Origin of the sequence: Streptomyces sp. NPDC047880, assembly GCF_040706515.1 — a bacterium.
Taxonomy (GTDB): Bacteria; Actinomycetota; Actinomycetes; order Streptomycetales; family Streptomycetaceae; genus Streptomyces.
The window spans coordinates 157696-184090 of record NZ_JBEZOK010000012.1; the positions used below are offsets into that span (position 1 = coordinate 157696).

Consider the following 26395-nt stretch of genomic DNA (forward strand, 5'->3'; position numbering starts at 1 on the left):
GCCTGGGGGACGATTGACGTCCCGCCCGTCAGAGACGGCCGAGACGGTTCAGGAAAGGAAGCAGCGACGTGAGCCTCGCCGAACGGCAGCCCCCGCACGACGGTCCCGCCAGGGGACGTCCCAGAAGCGAGGCCGTCGAGCGCGCCATCATCGAGGGCGTGATGAAGCTCCTGGAGGAGGGCGTGCCCCTCGCGGAGCTGTCCATCGAGCGCATCGCCCGCACCGCGGGCGTCGGCAAGGCCACCATCTACCGCCGCTGGAGCGGCAAGGAGGAACTCTTCGTCGACGTCGTGCGCGCCGCCGAGCCCCCGGACCCGCCGCTGCCCGGCACCTCCATGCGCGACGACCTGGTGGTCCTGCTGGAGCAGGTGCGCCGGCGCGGCCTGGCCAACCGCTCCTCGGCGATCCTGCACAGCGTCCAGGCCCAGATGAAGAGCAGCCCGAAACTCTGGGAGGCGTACCACGCCACCGTCGTCGCGCCGCGCCGGCGGCTCGGCCTGGAGATCCTCCGCCGCGGCCGGCAGAACGGCGAACTGCGCACGGACCTCGACCTGGAGCTGCTCAACGACCTGTTCGTCGGCCCGATGCTCGTGCGGGCCGTGCTGCGCACCGACGCCGACCTCCCCGACGACCTCGCCGAACAGGTCGTCGACACTCTGCTCGAAGGGCTGCGGCCGACCGGCTCACCCTCTGTCAGTTCGGCTCCGCACGGCTCCTAGTGCCGCGGCAGGCACCGTTCGCCATGCCTGCCGCGGCACCAGTGTGCGCGTTTCGTCACAGAGGGCGCTTTCGCCGGGGCTGATCGGAACTCGACGCGGGGACTCGAACGTCATCGCCCCCGTACGGCCGTCGAGGGACGGCAGGAACGGAACGGATCATCCCCTAGGGTCGTAAGGACACGGGGGCGATGGTGTGCACAGCAGGCAGTGAGGCGACGGTATGGCGCAGCAGGCGTACATGACGGAGACGGACAACGGCGGCTCGGGGCCCGAGCACCGGGGGACCCGGCTTCGGCGCCTGTTCGACCGGCTGGCGGGCCCCTGGCGGGGCGACCCACGGATCTGGCGGCGCGGACTGATCGTCGCGACGTGCGCGGTGCTGCTGGGCCTGGTCATGCTGGTGCACTCGCACATCCCGAACACCATCGGCAACCTGGGCAGCCTCACCGAGACGTTCCTGCCCTGGCTGGGCCTCCTCGTCCCGGTGCTGCTCGCCCTCGCCCTGGTGCGCAGGTCCGCGACCGCGCTGATCGCCGTGGTGCTGCCGTCCGTGGTCTGGCTGAACCTCTTCGGCGGCCAGCTCAGTGACAAGACCGCGGCCGGCGGCGACCTCACGGTGGTCACGCACAACGTCAACGCCGAGAACCCGGACCCGGCCGGCACCGCCCGTGACGTGGCCGCCTCCGGGGCGGACGTCCTGGCCCTGGAGGAGCTGACGCCGGCCGCGGTGCCCACCTACGAGAGGGCGCTGGCGTCGACGTACCGCTACCACTCGGTGCAGGGCACGGTCGGGGTGTGGAGCAAGTACCCGCTGACCGGGGTGCGGGACGTCGACCTCGACATGGGGTGGACGCGCGCGATGCGCGCCACCGTGACCGCCCCGGCCGGGCAGGTCGCCGTCTACGTCGCCCATCTGCCGTCGGTGCGCGTGAAGATGGAGGCCGGCTTCACGGCCCGGCAGCGCGACCGCAGCGCCGACTACCTCGGTGAGGCCATCGCCCGTGAACCGCTGAAGAACGTCGTCCTGCTCGGCGATCTGAACGGCACGATGAACGACCGCGCGCTCAACGCCGTCACCTCGCAGATGCGTTCCACGCAGGGCGCGGCCGGCAACGGCTTCGGCTTCAGCTGGCCGGCGTCGTTCCCGATGGCCCGCATCGACCAGATCATGGTGCGGGGCCTGAAGCCGGAGAGCTCGTGGAACCTCCCGCAGACGGGGAGCGACCATCTGCCGGTCGCGGCCCGTGTGAGTGTCACCACAAGCGGTTCCTGAAACCCCCTGGTCACAGCCCTGCCGCCAGAAATGCGCGCCGGAGGCGGCAGGGCGTGGAATAGTGCGCCTGAGAGACTTTGTTCCGTACTTGAACATACGCGTACGGATCTCCCAGCAAGTCTCGAAAGGCTCACTCATGCCCCTGGCCCTGCTCGCCCTTGCCGTGGGCGCCTTCGGCATCGGTACGACCGAGTTCGTGATGATGGGGCTGCTGCCCGACGTCGCGGACGACCTGAACATCTCGATACCCGGCGCCGGCCATCTGGTGTCGGCGTACGCGCTGGGCGTCGTCATCGGCGCCCCGCTGCTGGCCGCGGTCACCGCCAAGATGTCCCGGCGAACGGTCCTGATCGGCCTGATGGGCCTGTTCGTCGTGGGCAACGCCCTGTCGGCCCTCGCGCCCGACAACGGCTGGCTGCTGGCCGCCCGCTTCCTGAGCGGCCTGCCGCACGGCGCCTTCTTCGGCGTGGGCGCCGTCGTCGCGACGAACATGGTCGCCCCCGAACGCAAGGCGCGCTCGGTCTCGCTCATGTTCCTCGGCCTGACGGTCGCGAACGTCGCGGGTGTGCCGGTCGCGACCCTGATGGGCCAGCACCTCGGCTGGAGGGCGACCTTCCTCGGCGTCAGCGCCATCGGCCTGGCGGCCATCGCCGCGCTCGCGCTCCTCATCCCGCACGACCACGAGCACACCACCGCCAAGGGCCTGCGCGGTGAACTCGCCGCCCTGCGCTCGCTGCCGGTCTGGCTGTCGCTCGGCACGACCGTCGCGGGCTTCGGTGCCCTCTTCGCGGCCTACAGCTACATCACGCCGATGCTCACGGACGCCGCCGGTTACGCCGGCGCCAGCGTCACCCTGCTGCTGGCGCTGTTCGGCGTCGGCGCGACCGCGGGGAACCTGCTGGGCGGCCGCCTGGCCGACCACTCCCTGCGCGGCACGCTGTTCGGCGGACTCTCCTCGCTGGTGGCGGTCCTGGCGCTGTTCCCGCTGCTGATGCGCACGGAGATCACGGCCGCGGTGGCCGTGATCCTGCTCGGCATGGCGGCTTTCGCCACCGGCTCCCCGCTCCAGCTGATGGTCATGGAGAAGGCGTCCTCGGCCCCTTCCCTGGCCTCCTCGGCCAACCAGGCCGCCTTCAACCTGGCCAACGCGGGCGGCGCCTGGATCGGCGGCCTCGCCCTGGCCGCGGGCTTCGGCGTCACCTCCCCGGCCCTGGCCGGTGTGGCCCTGGCCGTCCTCGGCCTGGCCGTGGCGTCGCTCGCCTACGCGGTGGACCGGCGCCGTGCTCCCGTGGCCGGGCACGAGCGGATTGTGGCGAGCCATGTCCCGCAGGAGGCGGAGGCGGTGCGCCACTGACGCCTTCCGGCACGCGGCAGCCCGTGGGTCACCGACCCACGGGCTGCCGTTTGTCTTCTAGCGGGACCCCTGCCGCCGCGCCGCGACGACCGCCGAACTGGTGGGCGTGGTGAGGACTTCGGACGCGTCCAGCTCCGGATGGGTCAGGTGGAACGGGCGCAGCTCGTCCACCTCGCCCTCGAACCGGGGCGGCCACTCGGCCGAGGGGGTGAAGTCGTCCAGGACGAGGATCCCGCCGGGGGCGGGCAGTTCGACGACCCGGCGCGGACCGTCCCGCTTGCCGCCGCCGTCGCAGAAGAACACGTCGAAGGGGGCGTACTGTTCGAGCAGCCGCCAGTCCCCGGTCAGCATGCTGACGCGACCGTCGTCGGCGAAGAGCCCGGCCGCGCGACGGGCCGGCTCCTCGTCCCGCTCGACGGTCACCAGCCGCGCACCGTCCCCGAGGCCGCTGTGCAGCCAGGCGGTCCCCACCCCCGACCCGGTGCCGCTCTCTGCGACGACCCCACCGGGCTTGGCGGCGGCCGCCCTCCTCAGCAGCCTGCCGACCTCGGCGATGCAGCTCTTCTCGAACCCCGCCTCGGCGGCGAGGCGTTCGGCGGCGAGAACACGCGCCGGAACCACGCGCTCACTCATGAGCAACCCCCTGCACGGTGGGCCCGACGCTGTCCGATCATCCGTCAGTACGTCAGCGGATTGATGGCGTCCTGCGAAACCGCCGTGCCCGCGGCCTGCTCCCGGGGCTGGGTCGCGAGCTGGATCAGGTTGCCGCAGGTGTCGTCGAAGACGGCCGTGGTCACCGGGCCCATGTCCACGGGCTCCTGGGTGAAGCGGACGCCGAGGCCGCGCAGGCGCTGGTACTCCGCGCGGACGTCGTCGACGGCGAACTGGGCCACCGGGATGCCGTCGGCGGCGAGTGCGTCGCGGTAGGGCTTGACGGCCGGGTGTCCGGCGGGCTCCAGGAGCAGTTCCGTACCGCCGGGGTTCTCGGGGGAGACGACGGTCAGCCAGCGTTCCGTCTCGCCCACCGGGACGTCGTACTTCTTCACGAAGCCGAGGACCTCGGTGTAGAAGCGCAGGGCCTTGGCCTGGTCGTCGACGAAGACACTGGTCAGATGGATCCTCATGGCGGGCTCCCGGGTAGCGGTCGTGGAGGCCGGGTCCGGCGAGTCCGGCGGTCTCCCGCGCCTCACGGTGCGGGAGACCGCCGGACTCGCCGATGCCGGGCCGGGCCGTCCCTGACGACCCTGGCCCGTCAGAGCGACTCGCGCCACCCGTTCGTGATCGGCAGCCGCCGGTCCTTGCCGAAGCCCTTCGGGGAGATCTTCGTGCCCGGCGGGTACTGGCGCCGCTTGTACTCGGCCGTGTCGACCATGCGCAGCGTCTTCGCGACCAGCTCCGCGTCGAACCCGGCCGCCACGATCTCGTCGGCGCCGCGGTCCCGGTCGACGTACAGCTCCAGGATCGCGTCCAGCACCGGGTAGTCGGGCAGCGAGTCCGTGTCGACCTGGCCCGGGCGCAGTTCCGCGCTCGGGGGCTTGGTGATGGAGTTCTCCGGGATCGGCGGGGTCTGGCCACGTTCCCGGGCGGCCCGGTTGCGCCACTCGGAGAGGCGGAAGACCGACGTCTTGTACACGTCCTTGATGGGCCCGTACGCCCCGACCGAGTCGCCGTACAGCGTCGAGTAGCCGACCGCCAGTTCCGACTTGTTGCCCGGGGCCAGGACGATGTGGCCCTCCTGGTTGGAGATCGCCATGAGCAGCGTGCCGCGCAGGCGCGACTGGAGGTTCTCCTCCGCCAGCCCCGTCAGGCCCAGCGCGCCCATGTACGCGTCGAACATCGGCTCGATCGCCACGGTCCGGTAGTTCAGACCCGTACGGCGGGCCAGTTCGGCCGCGTCGTCCCGGGAGTGGTCCGAGGAGTACTTGGACGGCATCGACACGCCGTACACGTTCTGCGCGCCCACCGCGTCACACGCGATCGCGGCCACCAGCGAGGAGTCGATGCCGCCGGACAGGCCGATCAGGACCGACGAGAAGCCGTTCTTCGCGACGTACGCCCGCAGGCCGACGACCAGCGCCGAGTAGACCTCCTCGTCGTCGTCCAGCCGGTCCGCGTAGCCGCCCGTGAGCTCGGGTTCGTACGCGGGCAGCGGCTCCTCCGACAGCACCACGCGGTCGATGCGCAGCCCGTCGTCGACCACGCCGGTGGGGGCGTCCGGCGAGGCCGCCGGCAGGTCCAGGTCCAGGACCACGCAGCCCTCGGAGAACTGCGGGGCCCGCGCCACGACCTCGCCGTCCTTGTCGACCACGATCGAGTCGCCGTCGAACACCAGCTCGTCCTGGCCGCCGATCATGGCCAGGTACGCCGTGGTGCAGCCGGCCTCCTGGGCCCGCTTGCGGACCAGCTCCAGGCGTGTGTCGTCCTTGTTGCGCTCGTAGGGGGAGGCGTTGATCGAGACCAGCAGGCCCGCCTGCGCCGAACGGGCGGCGGGGACGCGGCCCCCGTCCTGCCAGAGGTCCTCGCAGATGGCCAGGGCGACGTCCACGCCGTGCACCCGCAGCACCGGCATGCTGTCGCCGGGCACGAAGTAGCGGAACTCGTCGAAGACGCCGTAGTTCGGCAGGTGGTGCTTGGCGAAGTTCAGGACCACCTCGCCGCGGTGGAGCACCGCCCCGGCGTTCTGCGGCGCGCCGGCCGGCTGGCCGTACTTCGGCTGAGCCGTGGCGCTGCGGTCGAGGTAGCCGACGATCACCGGCAGCTCTCCGAAGCCCTCCGCGGCCAGACGCGCGGCGAGAGCGCGCAGCGCCGCGCGGGAGGCCTCGACGAAGGACGACCTGAGCGCCAGGTCCTCGACGGGATACCCGGTCAGCACCATCTCCGGGAACGCCACGAGATGCGCTCCCTGTTCGGCGGAGTGCCGGGTCCAGCGGACGATCGACTCGGTGTTACCGGCGAGGTCGCCCACGCCGGCGTCGATCTGGTTCAGGGCGAGACGTAGTTGAGGCACGCCGCCCAGTGTAATCGTCAGTGCGACACAATGGGGTGGTGCGGGTCACCCCACACCACCCCATGTCCCCTTGCGGAGGTCAGCGGCGCCGGTACGACTCGACGTAGCCGTTCGCGGGCGAGCCCACGCCGGTGACGTCGTCATATCCCTTCACGGCCGCGAGCGAGCTGTCCTTGCCGAGGCTGCGCACGGACGTGGACAGACCGCCGGTGGCGTCGTAGCCGTTCACGAAGTCGACCCGGGCCACGGCGAGGCCGGAGCCCGTCGGGTTGTCGGTGACGTCGTGGTAGACCTTCGAGCCGTACTTCGCGTAGATCGCCGGGTCGGCGAAGCCGAGCGCCCTGCCCCGGGCCACCTGGGCCAGGGCCTGGACGGCCGCGATCGTCGGGGCCGCGAGCGAGGTGCCGCCGATGCGGTACTCGCTGTACGCCTGCGTCTTCCCGTCCGGCCCGGTCTGCGTCTGGCCGACCAGGAACCCGGTGTTCTGGTCGGCGATCGCCGCGATGTCCGGGACGACCCGGTTGCCGCCCGCGCTGTTGGCCTTCGCCAGCGCGTCCGGCACGACGCCCCGCTGGCAGGAGGGCTCGGCGACGGTCCTGCTGGTGCCGCCGCCCGCGCCGGAGGTGAAGGCGCCGGGGAAGTCGGTCCAGCTCCTGCCGTCGGCCGACAGGTTCGCCTTGTCGGTGCCCCAGCCGGTCTCCCACAGGTACGTGTCGTTCTTGCCGACGGCCAGCGAGGTGCCGCCGACCGCGGTGACCCACGCAGAGTTGGCGGGGGAGCCGACCTGCTTCGTCCCGGAGCTCGCGACCTCGTCGCCGTCGTCGCCGGAGGAGAAAGTAGAAGCCGATGCCCTCGACCGCGCCCAGCTGGAAGACCTGGTCGTAGGCGGCCGCGAGGTCGGGGGTCTGCGCGGCCTCGACCTCGCCCCACGAGTTGGAGACGATGTCGGCCAGGTGCTGGTCGACGACCTTGCCGAGCGCGGGAACCCCCTGTGCGGTTCGTCGCGAGTGGATCACTCGACGGTCGCCACTCTCGCGATGAACCGTTCATGCCAGGGAATGGCGCAGCCCAAGAACCGCCCCACGCAGGCCAAGAAGAGCCCAAGAAGACAAGCTCCAGGGCGATTTGAGGCTTACGCGCCGGGTGTCCCTAGGCCCGCGGTGCCGCGCCCCGCTCCTTGAGCATGTCCGCCATCAAGGAGATCTCCGACTGCTGCGCGTCCACCATGCCCTGGGCCAGCCGCTTCTCCACGCCGACCGTGCACCTGTCCACACACCCCTCGGCCATGTGGACGCCGCCCTGGTGATGGTCCGTCATCAACCGGAGGTAGAAGACCTCCGCCTGCTTCCCGCTGAGCTCGCCGAGCTTCTTCATCTCGGAGTCGGTCGCCATGCCCGGCATCAGCGCGCCGTCCTTGCCGGAGGCCATGCCGCCCATGTCCATCCAGGTCATCGGCGGTTTGGAGGACACCTTGGGCAGACCCCACAGGTCGAGCCAGCCGAGCAGCATGCCGCGCTGGTTGGCCTGCGTCTGCGCGATGTTGTACGCGAGACGCCGGACCGCCTCGTCCTTCGTGCGGTCGCGCACGATGTACGACATCTCCACGGCCTGCTGGTGGTGCACCGCCATGTCCCGCGCGAAACCGGCGTCCGCGGACTCGGCGGACGGCGTCCTGCCGCCGCCGTCGTCCCCCGCGACGGCGTAGGTGATCGCACCGGCGGCGACCAGCGCCGCCGCCGCGGCCCCGGCGATCAGGCCGACATGCCTCACTTGGACAGCCCGTTCGTACAGGCGGCCCCCGGCTCGGGGGTCTGCGCGCCCTGGACGAACTTCTCGAAGAACGCGTCCACGTTCGGGTCCTTCGCGCCCGTCACCGAGCGCTGGTGGCCCCAGGCCGACAGCATGATCGGGTCCTTCTGGTCGTCCATCGGGCTCATCAGCGTGTACGGCGTCTTCTTCACCTTCGCCGCGAGCGCGTCGACGTCGGCCTTCTTCGCCTCGGCGTTGTACGTCACCCACACCGCGCCGTGCTCCAGCGAGTGCACGGCGTTGGTGTTCTTCAGCGGCTCGGTGTAGACGTCGCCGTTGCAGTTCATCCAGACCGGGTTGTGGTCCCCGCCGACCGGCGGTTCGGAGGCGTACTTCACGGCCTTGGTGACGTGGTTGCGGGCCAGCTTGCCCTCCCACGTCCGCACGCCGTCCTTGCCCGTCACGAACTTGCCCTTGCCCGAGGAGTCGCTCGCCGCGGTGGCGCTGCCCTTGTCGTCCTGGGACCGCACGAGCACGACGCCGCCGGCCACGAGCCCGGCGACGACCACCACACTGGCCCCGACGACGAGGACCCGGTTGCGGCGCTCACGGGCCTGCTCGGCGCGCCGCATCTCCTCTATCCGCGCCTTGCGTGCCGTGCTGCTCTTGTTGGCAGAGCCCATGAGGTGTCCTTCGTGGGAAAAGTGACGGTCGGGTGAGCTGATCGTAATGGGGGAGACGGGGCGCCTCGTAGGGCAGGCGAGGAATGAGCCGAATCGATACGGCACCGACAGCGGGACGACAGCTTCGGCGGTCCCGGCGCCGGTCTGCGGCCCGATGGCCCGCTCCTGGATCAGCGATAATTTGAACCGCGCATTCGCATTACCTACGCTGCCCGTATGCGGCTGCTGCGCTCCACCGACCTCGCCCTGCGGGTCCTGATGCGGCTCGCCGTCGCGGGCGGGTCGAGTCCGACGACCCGGGACGTCGCGGACGGCATGCACGTGCCGTACACCCACCTGGCGAAGGTCGTCGCCGAGCTCCAGCACATGGGCCTGCTCGAGGCCCGCCGAGGACGCGGCGGCGGCCTCACGCTCACCGAGGAGGGCCGTACGACCTCGGTGGGCGCCGTGGTCCGCGCCTTCGAGGGCGGCGGCGACGTCGTCGACTGCGAGGGCCCGACGCCCTGCCCCCTCAACTCCGCCTGCCGCCTGCGCGGCGCCCTGCGCCGGGCCCAGGAGGCGTTCTTCACCTCACTGGACCCGGTCACGGTGGAGGACATCGTGGCGGAACCGACCGGTGCGCTGCTCCTGGGGATCTCCCGGGGCCCCGGTCGTCCCGCTCCCTAGTCCTGCCCCGCCAGCCACAGGTCCGGGCCGAACACCTCGTAGTGGATGTCGGCGGGGGCCACGCCCTTCGCGATCAGCTGGGTCCGTACCGCCCGCATGAAGGGGAGCGGGCCGCACAGATACGCGTGCGTGCCCGGGGCGACCGCGACGCCGGTGAGGTCGACCAGCCCGGAGTGCGCGTCCGCCGGGGCGTCGTGCTCGTACCAGAAGTGGACGGCCGCGTCGGGCAGCTTGCCGGCGTAGGCCTGGTGGTCGGTGCGCAGGGCGTGCGCGGCGGGTGAGCGGTCGCCGTGCACGACGGTGACCGGGGCGCGGTGCCCGGAGTCGGCCAGGTGCGCGAGCATCGCGGTCATCGGGGTCACGCCGATACCGGCCGAGGCCAGCAGCAGCGGCGTGCCGGACGCGGCGTCCAGGACCAGGTCGCCGTACGGCTCGGACAGCTCCAGGACGTCACCCACCCGCACGCGCGCGTGCAGGTGGTTCGAGACCTCGCCCGCGGGGGCGCCGGGCTCGCGTACGCGCTTGACGCTGATCTGCCGCAGGTCCGGGCCGGGCACTCCGGACAGGCTGTACTGCCGTATCTGGTGGGCGCCGTCGGCGAGGGCGACGCGGACGGAGACGTACTGGCCCGCGAGGAACTCGCGCACCGGGCCGCCGTCGGCCGGCCGCAGCCGGAACGTGGCGACGTCATCGGTCTCGGCGACCCGCTCGACGACCTCCCAGGTCCGCCAGGTGTGCCCGCCGCGCTCCTCGCGCAGCCGCTGCTCCACGGCGATCAGGGCGTTCGCCATCAGCCAGTAGACCTCGTCCCAGGCGGCGGCGACCTCGGGCGTGACGGCGTCCCCGAGCACCTCGGCGATCGCGGCGAACAGGTGCTCGTGGACGACGGCGTACTGCTCCGGCGTGACCCCGAGCGAGGCGTGCTTGTGGGCGATGCGCCGCAGCATCGCGTCCGGCCGCTGGCCGGGGTGCTCCAGCAGGTGGGTCGCGAACGCGGCGACGGATCCGGCGAGCGCCTGGCGCTGGGTGCCGGAGGCCTGGTTCCCCCGGTTGAACAGGTCCCGCAGCAGCTCCGGGTGGGCCGCGAACAGCCCGGCGTAGAAGCGCTCGGTGATCGTGCCGAGGGCAGCCCCTACGGCGGGGAGCGTGGCACGGACGGTGGCGGCGGACTGCTCGGACAGCATCAGGCCTCCTCAAGGCTCGGCTGCGCGCACGCTATTAAAACTTGCATATGAGATGCAAATTAAGTGGCCGGGCGACGCCGGGAACCGGCCGTTACGGATGTCGGTGCGAACAGGCACTATGGGCGTCAGAGCAGTTCACCCGCCGGACGTGAGGCGTTCGACCCCGGATCAGCCGGGCGATCATGGTCCGCAACGCGTTCGAAACGGTGGTGTGGTGGGATGCTCAGGTGCCCGACCGCCTCCCGTGGTACGGAAGACAGGCGGCCTGACCAGCAAGGATGGGGAAGCGGAAGATGGACAAGCAGCAGGAGTTCGTGCTCCGGACATTGGAGGAGCGCGACATCCGGTTCGTACGCCTGTGGTTCACGGACGTGCTGGGCTTCCTCAAGTCCGTCGCCGTGGCCCCGGCCGAGCTGGAGCAGGCCTTCGACGAGGGCATCGGCTTCGACGGCTCCGCGATCGAGGGCTTCGCCCGGGTCTACGAGTCCGACATGATCGCCAAGCCGGACCCGTCGACCTTCCAGATCCTGCCGTGGCGCGCGGAGGCCCCGGGCACGGCCCGGATGTTCTGCGACATCCTCATGCCGGACGGCTCCCCGTCCTTCGCGGACCCGCGCTACGTCCTGAAGCGCGCCCTGGCCCGCACGAGCGACCTGGGCTTCACCTTCTACACGCACCCGGAGATCGAGTTCTTCCTGCTGAAGGACCGGCCGCTCGACGGCAGCCGCCCGACGCCCGCGGACAACTCCGGCTACTTCGACCACACCCCGACCAACGTCGGCATGGACTTCCGCCGCCAGGCGATCACCATGCTGGAGTCGATGGGCATCTCGGTCGAGTTCTCCCACCACGAGGGCGCGCCGGGCCAGCAGGAGATCGACCTCCGCTACGCCGACGCGCTCTCCACGGCCGACAACGTCATGACGTTCCGCCTCGTCATGAAGCAGGTGGCCCTGGAGCAGGGCGTGCACGCCACGTTCATGCCGAAGCCCTTCTCCGAGCACCCGGGCAGCGGCATGCACACCCACCTCTCCCTCTTCGAGGGCGACCGCAACGCCTTCTACGAGTCGGGCTCGGAGTACCAGCTCTCCAAGGTGGGCCGCTCCTTCATCGCGGGCCTGCTGCGGCACGCGGCGGAGATCTCCGCGGTCACCAACCAGTGGGTGAACTCCTACAAGCGCATCTGGGGCGGCGCGGAGCGCACGGCGGGCGCGGGCGGCGAGGCCCCGTCCTACATCTGCTGGGGCCACAACAACCGCTCGGCGCTGGTCCGCGTCCCGATGTACAAGCCCGGCAAGACGGGCTCGGCCCGGGTCGAGGTCCGCTCCCTCGACTCCGGCGCGAACCCGTACCTCGCGTACGCGCTGCTGCTGGCGGCCGGCCTGAAGGGCATCGAGGAAGGCTACGAACTCCCTCCGGGTGCCGAGGACGACGTCTGGGCCCTCTCCGACGCGGAGCGCCGCGCGATGGGCATCGAACCCCTCCCGCAGAACCTGGGCGAGGCCCTGACCCTGATGGAACGCAGCGACCTGGTCGCCGAGACCCTCGGCGAGCACGTCTTCGACTTCTTCCTGCGCAACAAGCGGCAGGAGTGGGAGGAGTACCGGTCCGAGGTGACCGCGTTCGAGCTGCGGAAGAACCTGCCGGCGCTGTAGGCGCAGGTCGGAGCGGGTTTCCCGCTGACTCGGCGGACGGGGCCGACGGTCGTGGACCGTCGGCCCCATGGCGTTGCCGAGGAAAGCGCCCGGACAGGGGTGGTTCACCCAGCACGGCTGTCACTCGCTGCGGCACGCGTCCGAGGAGCCCCTTCCGGGCATGGCGCGGGATGCGGCCAACGTGCTCACGGCAGGTCCGCCCGGAGCGTACGTTCGTACCTTTCGGAGCGTACGATCGTACGCATGCCCGCCGACTACTTCGCCGACGACCCCCGGACCCACCTCGAGCGCATGCTCGCCGGTGATCTCTACATCGCCGGCGACCCCGAGATCGCCCGGCGGCAGCAGCGGGCGATGCGGCTTGCCGCGCGGTATCTGGCCGCCTACACCGAGGACGCCGAGTCGGCGCGCGCGATGCTGCACGAGCTGTTCGGTGCCGTGGGGGAGGGGGTCGACCTGCGGCCGCCGGTGTACGTCGACTACGGGAGCAACATCTCCATCGGGGCCCGGACCTTCGTCAACTACAACCTGACCGCGCTGGACGTCGCCCGGATCACCATCGGCGAGGACTGCCAGATCGGGCCCAACGTCCAACTCCTCACGCCCACCCACCCGGTGGAGCCGGAGCCCCGCCGGGACAAGCTGGAGGCGGCGCGGCCGATCGTGATCGGGGACAACGTCTGGCTGGGGGGCGGGGTCATCGTGTGCCCGGGCGTCACCATCGGCGACAACGCCGCCGTCGGCGCGGGCGCCGTCGTCACCAGGGACGTCCCCGCCAACGTCGTGGCCGTCGGCAATCCCGCCCGGCCCGTCCGCAACCTCTGACCCGCCGGAGTCGACCGCCATGGCCACCGGGCACGCCGATCCGCGGCGCCGCGAGCGCATCATCGCCGCCACGCTCGACCACATCGCGGACGAGGGAGTCGCCGGTGTCTCCCACCGCAGGATCGCCGCCCGGGCCGGGGTGCCGCTCGGCTCGATGACCTACCACTTCAGCGGCATCGACGAGCTGCTGCGGGAGGCCTTCACCCGGTTCGCCGATCACATTGTGGCCGAGTTCGGGCGCTACCTCGGCCGTGCCGAGACACCCGAGCAGGTCCGTGAAGCCGTCACGGACCTCGTCCACGCCCTGTCCGAGGGACCCCGGCGTGACCTCGTCCTCGCCCACGAGCTGTACACCCTGGCCGCCAGGCGGCCCGAGTACCGCGAGCTGACACAGGCCTGGATGCGCCGCAGCCGCCTGCTCCTGGAGCAGCACTTCGACCCGGTCACGGCACGTCAGCTGGACGCGCTGATCGAAGGGCTGACCCTGCACCGCTCCCTCGACGGCGAACCGCACAGCCGCGAGCTGACACGGCTGGCGGTGACCCGCCTGACGGCGGTGCCGTCCTAGGCCCGCCTCCGGTCACACCGACGCGCTCTCCGAAGCCGTCGTCCATGTGAAGCCGTCCGGGTCGGTGAACGGCCCGGTGTCGCCGCCGATGGTGAGGCGGTGGGAGCCCGTGCCGTCGGGGGCGACGCCGGCGACCTTGGCGAGGCCCCGGCGCTTGTACAGGGCCAGTTTGACGGGGCCGTCGGCGGCGAACTCCACGTACTTGGAGCCGAAGCTCTTGCCCACGGCCAAGCCGTGATCGACGTAGAACTGCTTGCTGGCCTTCACGTCCTCCACACCGAGCAGGAGCACGAAGTCGTCGACCTGCCCGGTCGCCGGGCCGGTGTTCTTCTTCGACGACGACGCCAGCTGCCAGATCGTGCCGTCGGGGGCCTGCACCACACCCCCGTAGCCCCACAGCGACTTGGCGGCGGGCTTCAGCGTCGTCGCCCCCGCCCGCACCGCCGCCTCCACGAGGGCGTCCACGTCGGCCGGCTGGGGGACCACGAGCGACAGCGTGAACCCGCGGAAGCCGGAGGTCGGTGCCTCCGACGCCCGCAGGTGCAGCCGGTCGCCCAGACCGAAGGCGGCGGAGTAGAAGCGGTCGGCGGCTGCGGGGTCGGCCACCTCGAGGGTGACGGATGCGATGGAAGTCATGACAACGACGCTAATCGCGCCCCGCGAGACGTGCTTCTTGATTCCTGACCGGGTTCTCTCCGGGCCCTCAGGCCTGCTTCCGCTTCAGGTCCGCCAGCAGCTGGTGCAGCGGCTCGGTGGCCCGGCGCCGGTACTCCTGCACCGCCCAGCCGTTGCCGTCCGGGTCCTGGAAGTGCATGAACGTGGCACCGTCGTCCGGGGAGTACTGGACCGGTTCCGATACGTCGAGGCCACGGGCGACCAGCTCCGCGTGGGCCGCCTTGATGTCGGCGACGCACAGCTGCAGGCCCTGGTAGGTACCGGGTGCCGGGGTGGGGCCGGGCGTCATCTCCCAGATCGACGCGCCCAGGGCGATCGAGCAGCCGGAACCCGGAGGGGTCAGCTGCACGATCCGCATCCCCGGCATGACCTCCTGGTCGATGTCCACGTGGAAGCCGACCTTGTCCCGGTAGAAGTCCCGGGCACGGTCGATGTCGGACACGGGCAGCGGGATGACTTCGAGGGTGATGTCCATGGCATGACTCCTTCGTCCGGCCTGATGAGAACCGCCACCTCGTCCGGCCGCAGCCGACTGACACCGGTTGAATCCGGGTCTCGCCGACCGACGCCGGACGGCAGATGGCGACCGACGCCGACCGAAGGCGACTGGCGCCGACCGAAGCCGGCTGAACGGCTCCCCCTCACCGAAGCCGAAAACACCCGGCGGCGCCACCGAGTAGACGGCCGCCGGACCCGTGCCGTGGCGGAAATGGCCCTCGCGTCCCCGCAAACGCCGCCAACCGCCGTACCCGCGCCCACCCCCGGCGGCCAGCCCGCGTAGCCACGCCCGTCCGCCCCCGGTGGTCAGCCTGCGTAGCCACGCCCGCCTGCCCCCGGGCGGCCAGCCCGTGCAGTCACGCCCGCCCGCCGCCGGCGGCCACCCCGTCCAGGTCGCCACCGCAGTCGCCGCCTCCGCAGCCTTCCCCGTCCTGCTGCCGGCCCTGGAACGCACCTGGCGTAGCCACGCCCCCCGGGCGGCCAGCCCGTGCAGTCACGCCCCCACCCCCCGGGCGGCCAGCCCGTGCAGTCACGCCCCCACCCCCCGGGCGGCCAGCCCGGGCGGCCACCCGCGTAACCACGCCCACCCGCTCACCCCCCCCGGGTGCCCGCCCCTGCAGCCACGCCCGTACACCCCCGCCCAAGACAGCCACGCCCCCACCCCGTCCACCCGCCGTATCCCCCGGCACCGCCCAGCCCGCGCGACCCGGCCCGCCCCCCGTCCGCCTGCCGAACTCCCCGGCGCTTCCCCCGGCCCGGGCGGTTAGGCTCAAAGCCGTACGACCTTGATCCGATGCATGTCCGAGGAACAGTGCGAGGGAGGCCCGGATGACGGCGGTGCCGGGGCGCAGGAGCAGCACCTTCACACGACTGCTGCGGCACGGCTTCACGGACGCCTCCGCCGCCGAGCGGCTCCTGGACAGTCCCGAGCTGGCCCCCCTGCGCGACGACCCGGTCCTGCTGGAGGCGCTGGGCGCCACCGCCGACCCCGATCTCGCCCTGCTCGGACTGGTCCGGCTCCTGGAGGCCCAGCAGGGCAACGGCGCCCGCCGGGAACTGCTCGACACGCTGATCTCCTCCAAGCCGCTGCGCGACCGCCTCCTCGGCGTCCTCGGCGCCTCCACCGCCCTGGCCGACCACCTCGCCCGGCACCCGGACGACTGGCAGGCCCTCGTCATGTACGAGGCGTACGACCTGCACCCCGGGGTGGAGGAGTTCGAGGCCGGACTCGCGGAGGCCACCGACCCGGTCTCCCTGCGCGTCGCCTACCGGCGCTGCCTGCTGTCCATCGCCGCCCGGGACGTGTGCGGCACCACCGGCGTCGCCGAATCCGCCGCCGAGCTGGCCGACCTCGCCACCGCCACGCTGCGCGCCGCCCTCGGGATCGCCGAGGCGGCCGCGCCCGAGGACGCCGCCCTGTGCCGCCTCGCGGTCATCGCCATGGGCAAGTGCGGCGGCCACGAGCTGAACTACGTCTCGGACGTGGACGTCATCTTCGTCGGGGAGGCCATCGAAGGGGCCGACGAGACCAAGGCCGTACGCGCCGCGACCCGGCTCGCCTCGCACATGATGCGGATCTGCTCGGAGACCACCGTCGAGGGCTCCATCTGGCCCGTCGACGCCAACCTCCGGCCCGAGGGCCGCAACGGCCCCCTCGTACGGACCCTCTCCAGCCACCTCGCCTACTACCAGCGCTGGGCCAAGACCTGGGAGTTCCAGGCGCTGCTCAAGGCCCGCCCGGTGGCCGGCGACCTCGACCTCGGCGAGGAGTACGTCGCCGCCGTCCAGCCCCTGGTGTGGAAGGCCGCCGAGCGCGAGAACTTCGTCCCCGACGTGCAGAAGATGCGCCGCCGGGTCGTGGAGAACATCCCCGCCGGCGAGGTCGACCGCCAGCTGAAGCTGGGACCGGGCGGCCTCAGGGACGTCGAGTTCGCCGTGCAGCTGCTCCAGCTGGTGCACGGCCGGGCCGACACCTCCCTGCGCAGCGGTACGACCCTGGACGCGCTCGAGGCCCTCGCCGCCGGGGGCTATGTCGGCCGGGCCGACGCGGCCCAGCTCGACGAGGCCTACCGGTTCCTGCGCTCGATGGAGCACCGCATCCAGCTGTTCCGGCTGCGCCGTACCCACCTCGTCCCCGAGGACGAGGCCGAGCTGCGCCGCATCGGCCGTTCCCTCGGCATGCGCAAGGACCCGGTCGCCGACCTGCACCGCGAGTGGCGGCGGCACGCGGGCGTCGTCCGCCGTCTGCACGAGAAGCTCTTCTACCGGCCGTTGCTCGACGCGGTCGCCCAGCTCGCCACCGGGGAGGCCCGGCTGAGCACCGAGGCGGCCCGGGAACGCATGGTCGCCCTCGGCTACGCCGACCCCGCCTCCGCCCTGCGCCACCTGGAGGCGCTGGCTTCCGGCGTCACCCGCAAGGCCGCCATCCAGCGCACCCTGCTCCCGGTGCTGCTCGGCTGGTTCGCCGACTCGGCCGACCCGGACGCGGGCCTGCTGGGCTTCCGCAAGGTCTCGGACGCGCTCGGCAAGACCCCCTGGTACCTGCGGCTGCTGCGGGACGAGGGCGCCGCCGCGCAGAACCTCGCGCGGGTGCTGTCCGCCGGCCGGCTCGCGCCCGACCTGCTGATGCGTGCCCCGGAGGCGGTCGCGCTGCTCGGCGACGGGGACGGCGGCGGGCTGGAGCCCCGGCCGCGCGACCACCTCGAGCAGGAGATACTCGCCGCGGTGCGGCGCGCCGACGGGGTCTCCCAGGCGGTCACGGCCGCCCGCGGTGTGCGCCGCCGCGAGCTGTTCCGCACGGCCGCAGCGGACATCGTCGGCTCCTACGGCACCGAGGAACAGCCCGCGGAGGCCGACCAGGGCGCCCTGGTGGACCGGGTCGGCGGCGCCGTGTCGGACCTGACCGCCGCGACCCTGGCCGGCACACTGCGCGCGGTCGTGCGGGACGGCTGGGGCGACGACCTGCCCACCCGGTTCGCGATCATCGGCATGGGCCGGTTCGGCGGCCACGAGCTGAGCTACGGCTCGGACGCGGACGTGCTGTTCGTGCACGAACCGCGCGACGGCGTCGACGAACGGGAAGCGTCCCGGGCTGCCAACAAGGTCGTCTCCGAGATGCGCCGCCTGCTGCAGATCCCCAGCGCCGACCCGCCCCTGCTCATCGACGCCGACCTGCGCCCCGAGGGCAAGTCCGGGGCGCTGGTGCGCACCCTCACCTCGTACGAGGCCTACTACCGCCGGTGGGCCCAGACCTGGGAGTCGCAGGCACTGCTGCGGGCCGAGCCCGTCGCCGGCGACGAGGACCTGGGCCGTCGCTTCATCGAGCTGATCGACCCGCTGCGCTACCCGGCGGCCGGGCTCGCCGACGAGGCCGTACGCGAGATCCGGCGGCTGAAGGCCCGCATGGAGTCCGAGCGGCTGCCGCGCGGCGCCGACCCCAAGCTGCACGCCAAGCTCGGGCCGGGCGGCCTGTCCGACGTGGAGTGGACCGTGCAGCTCATGCAGCTGCGGCACGGCTCGTCGGAGCCGGGCCTGCGCACCACCCGCACCCGTGAGGCCCTGGCCGCCGCCCGCGCCGCCGGGCTCATCACGGACGAGGACGCGGCGACCCTGGACGAGGCCTGGGTCCTCGCGACCCGGGTCCGTAACGCGGTGATGCTGGTCCGCGGCCGGGCCGGCGACACGTTCCCGACGGAGCCCCGGGAGCTGGCCGCCGTCGGCAGGTACCTGGGGTTCGGCCCGGGCCACGCGGGCGACATGCTGGACGCGTACCGGCGCACGGCCCGCCGGGCGCGGGGGGTGGTGGAGGAACTGTTCTACGGCATCACCGAGCGCTAGGGGGGTGTCCGCGAAGTCGCGCCGTTCGCCCGGCGGGGCAGGCGGGACTTCGCGGACACAGGCCCTCGGGGTGCCAGGGATCTATACCCCGGCCGGGGAACGGGACCTGCCGCGCCCGCGCTGCGGTGCCGTCCTCGGCAGCGCGTAAGGCTGCCGCCCGTACCAGAGCCGTGCGACCGCGAATCCGAAGGCCAGGCACAGCACGCCGCCCACCGCGTCCAGCCAGAAATGGTTGGCCGTCGCGACGATGACCACCAGCGTCAGCGCCGGGTACAGCAGGCCCAGCACCCGCACCCAGGGGACGGTGGCCAGAGCGAAGATCGTCAGCCCGCACCACACGGACCAGCCGATGTGCATCGACGGCATCGCGGCGTACTGGTTGGACATGTGCTTCAGATCGCCCGAAGCCATCGAGCCCCACGTCTGGTGGACCATGACCGTGTCGATGAAGTCGCCGCCGTTCATCAGCCGCGGGGGCGCCAGCGGATACAGGTAGTAGCCGAGCAGGGCGACCGCGGTCGTCGCGAACAGCACCAGGCGTGTCGCCGCGTAACGGCCGGGGTGGCGACGGAACAGCCACACCAGCACACCCAGCGTCACCACGAAGTGCAGCGTCGCGTAGTAGTAGTTCATCCCGACGATGACCCAATGCACCGAGTTCACCGTGTGGTTGACGGCCTCCTCGACGGCGATGCCCAGATGGTGCTCGACCCGCCAGATCCAGTCGGCGTTGCGCAGCGCCTCGGCCTTCTGTTCGGGGACTGCGTTGCGGACGAGCGAGTACGTCCAGTAACTCACCGCGATCAGCAGGATCTCGAACCAGAACCGGGGCCGGCGCGGGGTGCGCAGCCGGCGCAGCGGGCCGCGCCCCGCATCAGCCGCAACGGGGTCCGGGAGGGCCGCTTCCAGGCCCTCCGGCTTCGTTACGGTCGTTTCACCCATAGGCGCAAAGTCTGCCAGAAAAGGACTTACCCACCGATCATCCCGCGGCTCCGTCCGGGCCGCATGTCCTATGGCGACTTCAGGCCGAGGACTTCAGGAACGACCACGTTCCCCGGGGGCCGAAGCGGTCGATCCGCGCACCACCAGTTCGGGCATGAACACGAACTCGCTGTGCGGCGCGGGCGTCCCGCCGATCTCCTCCAGCAGCGTGCGCACGGCCGCCTGCCCCATGGCCGGGACCGGCTTGCGGATCGTGGTGAGGGGCGGGTCGGTGAAGGCGATCAGCGGGGAGTCGTCGAAGCCCACCACGGAGATGTCCTTCGGCACGTCCAGACCGAGCTGCCGGGCTGCCCGGATCGCGCCCAGCGCCATCATGTCGCTGGCGCACACCACGGCCGTGCAGCTGCGGTCGATCAACGCCGTGGCCGCCGCCTGACCGCCCTCAAGGGTGTACAGCGAGTGCTGCACCAGCTCCGACTCGACGGTCTCGGCGCGCAGACCCAGCTGGTCCTGCATCGTGCGCACGAACCCCTCGATCTTGCGCTGCACCGGCACGAACCGCTTGGGTCCGAGGGCCAGACCGATCCGGGTGTGCCCCAGGGACGCCAGATGCGTGACCGCCAGGCTCATCGCCGCACGGTCGTCGGGGGAGATGAACGGCGCCTGCACCTTCGGCGAGAAACCGTCGACCAGCACGTAGGGCACGCCCTGGGCGCGCAGCCGGTCGTAGCGCTGCATGTCGGCGGTGGTGTCGGCGTGCAGCCCGGAGACGTAGATGATGCCGGCGACCCCGCGGTCGACGAGCATCTCGGTGAGTTCGTCCTCGGTCGAGCCGCCCGGGGTCTGGGTGGCCAGCACCGGCGTGTAGCCCTGCCGTGTCAGCGCCTGGCCGATGACCTGCGCGAGGGCCGGGAAGATCGGGTTCTCCAGCTCCGGGGTGATCAGGCCGACCAGGCCCTCGCTGCGCTGGCGCAGGCGCACCGGGCGTTCGTAGCCCAGGACGTCGAGAGCGGCCAGTACGGACTGGCGGGTCGTGGCGGCGACGCCAGGCTTCCCGTTGAGGACGCGGCTGACGGTCGCTTCGCTCACCCCCGCCTGCAACGCGATGTCCGCAAGCCGTGTGGTCACAGCACTGGACTGTAGCGGCCGGGGTTCCCCTTGCACACCGACGGGACGCCTGATGCGCGCCGTCGCACGGCCCGCTGCGGGTGGCTTGGTCATCGCGGTCCCTCAAAACTCGTGGTCGGCGTCCGATCCGCAACGGATGATCCCCCCGGCGGATACGGATGGCAAGTGCTTGCAGAGTCTTGCACAACCGTCCGACTGCCCGCCTGGCAGGCGGATCAAGGCCTCGGGTCGATCGAGGGGAGGTCACGGCGGGATAACCATCCGCACCCCTTGCAACTTTTTGCTGCAAGGTCTTTCGCAACTCGTTGCAGCGCGGCTAATGTCACCGACGCCCGGCGGCCAACGGCGCAGTCGGCAGCACGAAACGGGCTTCACCCTCAAGGAGAACTCATGCGGCGTGGCATAGCGGCCACCGCGCTGGTGGCGTCCCTCGCCCTGGCAGCGACGGCGTGCGGCGGAAGCGACAGCGGCGACAAGGCCGACGGCCCCGTCACCATCACCTGGTGGGACACCTCCAACGCCACCAACGAGGCGCCGACCTACAAGGCCCTGGTCAAGGAGTTCGAGGCCGCCAACAAGGACGTCAAGGTCAAGTACGTCAACGTCCCCTTCGATCAGGCGCAGAACAAGTTCGACACCGCCGCCGGTTCCAAGGGTGCTCCCGACGTGCTGCGCTCCGAGGTCGGCTGGACGCCCGCCTTCGCCAAGAAGGGCTTCTTCCTGCCGCTGGACGGCACCGACGCCCTCGCCGAGCAGGACAAGTTCAAGCCGAACCTGATCAAGCAGGCCCAGTACGAGGGCAAGACCTACGGCGCGCCGTTCACCACGGACACCCTCGCCCTGGTCTACAACAAGGCCCTGTTCAAGAAGGCCGGCGTCGAGGCTCCCAAGACCTGGGACGACCTGAAGAAGGCCGCGGCCACCGTCAAGAGCAAGACCGGCGTCGACGGCTACTGGGGTTCGACCCAGTCCTACTACGCCCACTCCTTCCTCTACGGCGAAGGCGCCGACACCGTCGACGTCGACGCCAAGAAGATCACGGTCACCTCGCCCGCGGCCAAGAAGGCCTACGGCACCTGGCTGAGCCTGTTCAAGGGCAAGGGCCTGCACAAGGCCGACACCACCGCCGACGCCTACGCCCACATCCAGGAGGCGTTCGTCAGCGGCAAGGTGGCCTCGATCATCCAGGGTCCGTGGGAGATCACGAACTTCTACAAGGGCTCGGCGTTCAAGGACAAGGCCAACCTGGGCATCGCCACCGTCCCGGCCGGATCCTCCGGCAAGGCGGGCGCCCCGACCGGCGGCCACAACCTCTCGGTGTACGCGGGCTCGGACAAGGCCCACCAGGAGGCCTCGCTGAAGTTCGTGAAGTTCATGACCTCGGCCAAGGCCCAGGAGACCATCGCGCTGAAGAACAACACGCTGCCGACGCGCGACGACGCCTACACGGGCCAGGTCAAGGCGGACCCGGGCATCGCCGGCTACCAGGGCGTGCTCGCCGCCGCCCAGCCGCGGCCTGAGCTGCCCGAGTACAGCTCGCTGTGGACGCCCCTGGACGACGAGCTCCTCGCGATCGCCGGTGGCAAGAAGTCCCTGGACCAGGGGCTGAGCAGCGCCGAGACCTCCATCGCCAAGCTGCTCCCGGACTACAGCAAGTAGGCCCGTGTGGCCGCCGGATCCTCCAGTACAGAGGGGGAAGGATCCGGCGGCCATCGGCCTGTGTGCCGTACCCCCTGATCTCCAGCTGATCTCCAGTTCGTGAAGAAGGTTGTCGAACATGACAGTCGCCATCGACCGAGCGACCGGCAAGCGGAGCGGTGACCGCGGTCCCCGGTCCGGGCTGGGCCGGCGCCTCAAGCACAGCTACCAGAAGCACTGGTACGCCTACGCGATGATCGCGCCCGTGGCCGTCGTGCTCGGCGTCCTCGTGCTGTACCCCCTGGCCTACGGCCTCTACCTGACGCTGACCGACGCGACCAGCCTCAACACGGCCCGGACGATCGGCGTCAACGAGATCGAGGCCACCTACAAGTTCATCGGCTTCGACAACTACGCCGACATCCTGTGGGGGGAGACCGCCTACGACCGCTTCTGGTCGCACTTCATCTGGACGATCGTGTGGACGGCCCTGTGCGTCGCCCTGCACTACTCCATCGGCCTGGGGCTGGCGCTGCTGCTCAACCAGAAGCTGCGCGGGCGCACCTTCTACCGGCTGATCCTCATCCTGCCGTGGGCCGTGCCGACCTTCGTCACCGTCTTCGGCTGGCGCTTCATGCTCGCCGACTCCGGCATCATCAACTCCGCCCTGGAGATGCTGCACCTGCCGAGCCCGGCGTGGCTGGAGGACACCTTCTGGCAGCGCTTCGCCGCGATCATGGTCAACACCTGGTGCGGTGTGCCGTTCATGATGGTCTCGCTGCTGGGCGGCCTGCAGTCCATCGACTCCTCCCTCTACGAGGCCGCCGAGATGGACGGCGCCAGCCGCTGGCAGCAGTTCCGCTACGTCACGCTGCCGGGCCTGAGGTCGGTCAGCTCCACCGTGGTGCTGCTCGGCGTGATCTGGACGTTCAACCAGTTCGCCATCATCTTCCTGCTGTTCGGCAACACCGCCCCGGACGCGCAGATCCTCGTCACCTGGGCCTACCAGCTCGGCTTCGGACAGCAGCCGCGCGACTTCGCGCAGTCGGCCGCCTACGGCATCCTGCTGCTCGGCATCCTGATCGTCTTCACCTCCTTCTACCGCCGCTGGCTGAACCGCGATGAGCAGCAGCTCGCGATCTGAGGCAGGAGTCCCCATGAGCACCACGACCGTCCAGCAGTCCGCGGGCGGGGCGCCGGTCCCCGCGATCGCCTCCGTGTCCGCCCCCGCGCGCCGGCGCGGCCGGCGCGGCGCGGCCGGGAGCATCGTCTCCCACGGCCTGCTGATCCTCGCGAGCCTGATCGCGCTCTTCCCGATCGTCTGGCTGGTCTTCCTTTCCCTGGGGCCGGACAAGGACGACTACCTGCACCCCGGGCGCATCTGGTCGAAGATGACCCTGGACAACTACAGCTTCGTGCTCCAGGAGACCGCCTTCTTCCACTGGCTCCAGAGCACGCTGATCGTGTCCCTGGGAACCACGGTCGTCGGAGTGGTCATCGCCGCCACGACCGGGTACGCGGTGTCCCGCATGCGCTTCCCGGGCTACAAGAAGTTCATGTGGGTGCTGCTGTGCACCCAGATGTTCCCCATCGCCGTGCTGATCGTGCCGATGTACCAGATCCTTTCGAGCCTGCAGCTCGTCGACACCTACGTCGGTCTGATCCTGGTCTACTGCTCGACCGCGGTGCCCTACTGCGCCTGGCTGCTGAAGGGCTACTTCGACACCATCCCGTTCGAGATCGACGAGGCCGGCCGCGTCGACGGACTGACGCCCTTCGGCACGTTCTTCCGGCTGATTCTGCCGCTCGCCCGGCCGGGTCTGGCGGTGGCCGCCTTCTACAGTTTCATCACCGCCTTCGGCGAGGTCGCCTTCGCCACCGTTTTCATGCTGGACGACGAGAAGTACACCTTCGCCGTCGGCCTGCAGAGCTTCATCAGCGAGCACGACGCCCAGCGCAACCTGATGGCCGCGACCGCGGTGCTCATCGCCATACCCGTCTCCGCGTTCTTCTACCTCGTGCAGAAGAACCTGGTCACCGGGCTCACCGCCGGTGGCACGAAGGGGTGACCTTCGCCGAGCGATCGGCCGCGGCGCCGTCGTGGTCGCTCGCGTAGTTCCCCGCGCCCCTTCGGGGCGCGGGTGTGGCGGCCGTGGTGCCCATCCGACCCCGCTGTACCGCGGCCGCCCCCATCTCCCCACCCTCGCTTCCATGACCGACATCCTGTTACGCATCAAGGACGACATGAGCCAGCACTCAGCTGCACCTGCCCCCACCCCCGCGTCCGCCGTCACCGTCGCCAAGCGCCGCGACTGGTGGCGGGACGCGGTGATCTACCAGGTGTACCCGCGCAGCTTCGCCGACAGCAACGGCGACGGCATGGGCGACCTGGAGGGTGTCCGCACCCGTCTTCCGTACCTGCGCGACCTCGGCGTGGACGCCGTGTGGCTCAGCCCCTTCTACGCTTCGCCGCAGGCCGACGCCGGCTACGACGTCGCCGACTACCGTGCCGTCGACCCCATGTTCGGCAACCTCCTGGACGCCGACGCGCTGATCCGCGACGCCCACACGCTGGGCCTGCGCATCATCGTGGACCTGGTGCCCAACCACTCCTCCGACCAGCACGAGTGGTTCAAGCGGGCCGTCGCCGAGGGCCCGGGCTCCTCGCTGCGGGACCGCTACCACTTCCGCCCCGGCAAGGGCGAGAACGGCGAACTGCCGCCCAACGACTGGGAGTCGATCTTCGGCGGCCCGGCCTGGACCCGCGTCACCGAACCCGACGGCACGCCCGGCGAGTGGTACCTGCACCTCTTCGCCCCCGAGCAGCCCGACTTCAACTGGGAGCACCCGGCGGTCGGCGACGAGTTCCGCTCGATCCTGCGCTTCTGGCTGGACATGGGCGTCGACGGCTTCCGGATCGACGTCGCCCACGGCCTGGTGAAGGCGCAGGGGCTGCCCGACCTTGGATCTCACGACCAGGTGAAGCTGCTGGGCAACGATGTCATGCCGTTCTTCGATCAGGACGGCGTGCACGAGATCTACCGGCAGTGGCGGCTGATCCTCGACGAGTACGCGGGTGAGCGCATCTTCGTGGCGGAGGCCTGGACCCCGACGATCGAGCGCACCGCGAACTACGTCCGCCCCGACGAGCTGCACCAGGCCTTCAACTTCCAGTACCTCAGCACCCACTGGGACGCCGCGGAGATGCGCGAGGTCATCGACCGCACCCTGGAGGCCATGCGGCCCGTCGGCGCCCCCGCCACCTGGGTGCTGTCCAACCACGACGTGACCCGCCACGCCACCCGGTTCGCCAACCCGCCCGGCCTCGGCACCCAGATCCGCCTGGCCGGCGACCGTGCCCTGGGGCTGCGCAGGGCCCGGGCCGCGAGCCTGCTCATGCTGGCGCTGCCCGGCTCGGCGTACGTCTACCAGGGCGAGGAGCTCGGCCTGCCCGACGTCGTCGACCTGCCGGACGAGGTGCGCCAGGACCCGGCGTACTTCCGGGGCGCCGGTCAGGACGGCTTCCGCGACGGGTGCCGGGTGCCGATCCCCTGGACCCGTACGGGTACGTCGTACGGCTTCGGCGACGGTGGCAGCTGGCTGCCGCAGCCCGAGGGCTGGGGTGAGCTGAGCGTCGAGGCGCAGAGCGGCGAGGCCGGTTCGACCCTGGAGCTGTACCGGGCCGCGCTCCGCGTGCGGCGCGAGCAGCCCGACCTCGGCGCCGGCAGCGCCGTGGAGTGGCTGCGCGCGCCCGAGGGCGTGCTCGCCTTCCGCCGCGGGGAGTTCGTGTGCGTCGCCAACACCACCGGGGAGTCGGTGGCGATGCCGGCGTACGGCCGGGTGCTGGTCGCGAGCAGCGAGATCGTGCAGGTCGACGACGAGGCGAAGGTGCCGGCCGACACCACGGTGTGGTGGACCACGGTGAGCGCGGAGGCCCGCGCCTGATTTCCTTTGAATTTCGTACGGCCCGCTGCCCATTCGGGCGGCGGGCCTT

General features: G+C 71.1%; 22 protein-coding genes and 1 pseudogene. 12 read left to right on the plus strand and 11 right to left on the minus strand.

Annotated elements, in window-relative coordinates; genetic code table 11:
* Nucleotides 1–68: 68 nt before the first annotated feature.
* From AB0937_RS20020 to AB0937_RS20030, 3 genes are all read left to right on the plus strand, one after another.
* Nucleotides 69–719, plus strand: coding sequence for a TetR/AcrR family transcriptional regulator (locus AB0937_RS20020; RefSeq protein ID WP_366713360.1), 651 nt, complete (start codon nucleotides 69–71; stop codon nucleotides 717–719).
* Nucleotides 720–939: 220 nt separating this feature from the next.
* Nucleotides 940–1992, plus strand: a complete 1053-nt coding sequence (locus AB0937_RS20025; RefSeq protein ID WP_366713362.1) for an endonuclease/exonuclease/phosphatase family protein — start codon at nucleotides 940–942, stop codon at nucleotides 1990–1992.
* 136 nt (nucleotides 1993–2128) lie between these two features.
* Nucleotides 2129–3346 (plus strand): MFS transporter, encoded by a 1218-nt coding sequence (locus AB0937_RS20030; RefSeq protein WP_366713364.1) that lies wholly within the window; start codon nucleotides 2129–2131, stop codon nucleotides 3344–3346.
* A 57-nt stretch (nucleotides 3347–3403) separates the two neighbouring features.
* Here the strand turns inward: AB0937_RS20030 and AB0937_RS20035 are convergent, their stop codons facing one another.
* The 6 genes and pseudogenes from AB0937_RS20035 to AB0937_RS20060 form a co-directional block, all read right to left on the minus strand.
* Nucleotides 3404–3985 carry a transferase gene (locus tag AB0937_RS20035; protein ID WP_366713366.1) on the minus strand — a complete coding sequence of 194 codons (582 nt, stop codon included), beginning with the start codon at nucleotides 3983–3985 and terminating at the stop codon, nucleotides 3404–3406.
* 38 nt (nucleotides 3986–4023) lie between these two features.
* Nucleotides 4024–4470, minus strand: a complete 447-nt coding sequence (locus AB0937_RS20040; protein ID WP_366713368.1) for a VOC family protein — start codon at nucleotides 4468–4470, stop codon at nucleotides 4024–4026.
* Nucleotides 4471–4598: 128 nt separating this feature from the next.
* Nucleotides 4599–6353 (minus strand): NAD+ synthase, encoded by a 1755-nt coding sequence (locus tag AB0937_RS20045; RefSeq protein ID WP_366713370.1) that lies wholly within the window; start codon nucleotides 6351–6353, stop codon nucleotides 4599–4601.
* 79 nt (nucleotides 6354–6432) lie between these two features.
* Nucleotides 6433–7333 (minus strand): annotated as a pseudogene (locus AB0937_RS20050) (S8 family serine peptidase); the annotation flags it as partial.
* Nucleotides 7334–7502: 169 nt separating this feature from the next.
* Complete coding sequence (locus tag AB0937_RS20055; RefSeq protein WP_366713372.1) at nucleotides 7503–8123, minus strand: DUF305 domain-containing protein; 621 nt, start codon at nucleotides 8121–8123, stop codon at nucleotides 7503–7505.
* A complete protein-coding gene (locus AB0937_RS20060; protein WP_366713374.1) occupies nucleotides 8120–8785 on the minus strand; it encodes a DUF3105 domain-containing protein in 666 nt (221 codons plus the stop codon). Before AB0937_RS20060 ends, AB0937_RS20055 begins: the two co-directional genes overlap by 4 nt.
* Before the next feature lie 216 nt (nucleotides 8786–9001).
* Here AB0937_RS20060 and AB0937_RS20065 point away from each other — a divergent pair, with 216 nt between their 5' ends.
* Nucleotides 9002–9451, plus strand: a complete 450-nt coding sequence (locus AB0937_RS20065; RefSeq protein ID WP_366713376.1) for an Rrf2 family transcriptional regulator — start codon at nucleotides 9002–9004, stop codon at nucleotides 9449–9451.
* On the opposite strand, the gene AB0937_RS20070 is transcribed toward AB0937_RS20065, so the two are convergent.
* On the minus strand, nucleotides 9448–10635 hold the full coding sequence (locus tag AB0937_RS20070) for a globin domain-containing protein (RefSeq protein WP_366713377.1): 1188 nt from the start codon (nucleotides 10633–10635) through the stop codon (nucleotides 9448–9450). The two genes, AB0937_RS20065 and AB0937_RS20070, sit on opposite strands and share 4 nt — an antisense overlap.
* Before the next feature lie 293 nt (nucleotides 10636–10928).
* Here AB0937_RS20070 and glnA point away from each other — a divergent pair, with 293 nt between their 5' ends.
* The 3 genes from glnA (at nucleotide 10929) to AB0937_RS20085 (ending at nucleotide 13683) form a co-directional block, all read left to right on the plus strand.
* Nucleotides 10929–12290, plus strand: coding sequence for a type I glutamate--ammonia ligase (gene glnA / locus AB0937_RS20075; RefSeq protein ID WP_033312643.1), 1362 nt, complete (start codon nucleotides 10929–10931; stop codon nucleotides 12288–12290).
* Nucleotides 12291–12533: 243 nt separating this feature from the next.
* Nucleotides 12534–13115, plus strand: a complete 582-nt coding sequence (locus tag AB0937_RS20080; RefSeq protein ID WP_366713378.1) for a sugar O-acetyltransferase — start codon at nucleotides 12534–12536, stop codon at nucleotides 13113–13115.
* A 19-nt stretch (nucleotides 13116–13134) separates the two neighbouring features.
* Nucleotides 13135–13683, plus strand: a complete 549-nt coding sequence (locus AB0937_RS20085; protein WP_366713380.1) for a TetR family transcriptional regulator — start codon at nucleotides 13135–13137, stop codon at nucleotides 13681–13683.
* Nucleotides 13684–13695: 12 nt separating this feature from the next.
* On the opposite strand, the gene AB0937_RS20090 is transcribed toward AB0937_RS20085, so the two are convergent.
* Together AB0937_RS20090 and AB0937_RS20095 are read right to left on the minus strand one after the other, a co-directional pair.
* Nucleotides 13696–14319: a glyoxalase gene (locus tag AB0937_RS20090; protein WP_366713382.1), complete on the minus strand. Its 624-nt coding sequence runs from the start codon at nucleotides 14317–14319 to the stop codon at nucleotides 13696–13698.
* 67 nt (nucleotides 14320–14386) lie between these two features.
* Entirely contained in the window at nucleotides 14387–14833 is a 447-nt protein-coding gene (locus AB0937_RS20095; RefSeq protein ID WP_366713383.1) for a VOC family protein, read from the minus strand.
* A gap of 851 nt (nucleotides 14834–15684) precedes the next feature.
* Between AB0937_RS20095 and AB0937_RS20100 the strand changes: the two genes are divergently transcribed.
* Nucleotides 15685–18693, plus strand: coding sequence for a bifunctional [glutamine synthetase] adenylyltransferase/[glutamine synthetase]-adenylyl-L-tyrosine phosphorylase (locus tag AB0937_RS20100; protein ID WP_366713385.1), 3009 nt, complete (start codon nucleotides 15685–15687; stop codon nucleotides 18691–18693).
* Between the two features lie 81 nt (nucleotides 18694–18774).
* Here AB0937_RS20100 and AB0937_RS20105 read toward each other — a convergent pair whose 3' ends face one another.
* Nucleotides 18775–19635 carry a phosphatase PAP2 family protein gene (locus AB0937_RS20105; protein WP_366713386.1) on the minus strand — a complete coding sequence of 287 codons (861 nt, stop codon included), beginning with the start codon at nucleotides 19633–19635 and terminating at the stop codon, nucleotides 18775–18777.
* A gap of 93 nt (nucleotides 19636–19728) precedes the next feature.
* Nucleotides 19729–20763 (minus strand): LacI family DNA-binding transcriptional regulator, encoded by a 1035-nt coding sequence (locus tag AB0937_RS20110; RefSeq protein ID WP_366713388.1) that lies wholly within the window; start codon nucleotides 20761–20763, stop codon nucleotides 19729–19731.
* 390 nt (nucleotides 20764–21153) lie between these two features.
* On the opposite strand from AB0937_RS20110, the gene AB0937_RS20115 reads away from it, so the two are divergent.
* The 4 genes from AB0937_RS20115 to AB0937_RS20130 all read left to right on the plus strand — a co-directional run bounded on the left by AB0937_RS20115 (nucleotide 21154) and on the right by AB0937_RS20130 (nucleotide 26346).
* Nucleotides 21154–22422 carry an extracellular solute-binding protein gene (locus AB0937_RS20115; RefSeq protein WP_366713390.1) on the plus strand — a complete coding sequence of 423 codons (1269 nt, stop codon included), beginning with the start codon at nucleotides 21154–21156 and terminating at the stop codon, nucleotides 22420–22422.
* Between the two features lie 118 nt (nucleotides 22423–22540).
* Entirely contained in the window at nucleotides 22541–23545 is a 1005-nt protein-coding gene (locus AB0937_RS20120) for a sugar ABC transporter permease (protein ID WP_366713392.1), read from the plus strand.
* A gap of 13 nt (nucleotides 23546–23558) precedes the next feature.
* On the plus strand, nucleotides 23559–24470 hold the full coding sequence (locus tag AB0937_RS20125) for an ABC transporter permease subunit (protein ID WP_366713393.1): 912 nt from the start codon (nucleotides 23559–23561) through the stop codon (nucleotides 24468–24470).
* Between the two features lie 175 nt (nucleotides 24471–24645).
* The gene (locus tag AB0937_RS20130; protein ID WP_366713432.1) at nucleotides 24646–26346 is read left to right on the plus strand and encodes a glycoside hydrolase family 13 protein; all 1701 of its coding nucleotides are present in this window, start codon (nucleotides 24646–24648) and stop codon (nucleotides 26344–26346) included.
* The last annotated feature ends 49 nt before the right edge of the window (nucleotides 26347–26395 follow it).